This is a genomic window from Corynebacterium sp. HMSC074A09 (assembly GCF_001811545.1).
In the GTDB taxonomy this organism is placed as follows: Bacteria; Actinomycetota; Actinomycetes; order Mycobacteriales; family Mycobacteriaceae; genus Corynebacterium; species Corynebacterium hiratae.
Window position 1 is genome coordinate 1 of the sequence record NZ_KV805158.1, and the last position, 415, is coordinate 415.

At 58.3% G+C, this 415-nt stretch carries 1 pseudogene; it reads left to right on the plus strand.

Features of this window, described 5'->3' with window-relative positions:
* Positions 1 to 415: pseudogene (locus tag HMPREF2807_RS14395) on the plus strand (transposase); the annotation flags it as partial.

Here is a 415-nt window from a genome sequence, read left to right on the forward strand (position 1 = left end):
CGATGAACATGTATGGAAACACACCAGAAAACGAGGTCAGGCATCAAACCTGGTGACCATACTTGTTGACCTTACCCCGCTGGTGGACGGGCGTGGTCCTGCGCGTTTGTTAGACATGCGACCGGGCAGATCTGCCCACGTGCTGAAGCGGGTGGCTTAAGGAACGCGACCCCAGCTTCCGGGAGCAGATACAGGTGGTGAGCATGGATGGGTTTACCGGTTATGCCACCGCAGTGGAGGAGCAACTACCACAGGCGGATAAAGTCATGGACCCGTTCCATGTGGTGCATCTGGCAGCCGACAAGCTCACCAGTTGCCGACAGCGACTCCAACGTGAGACCACTGGGCGCCGCGGACGCAAGGATGACCCGCTGTACAAGCATCGGCGCACCCTGTTGACCAGGACGAACTATCT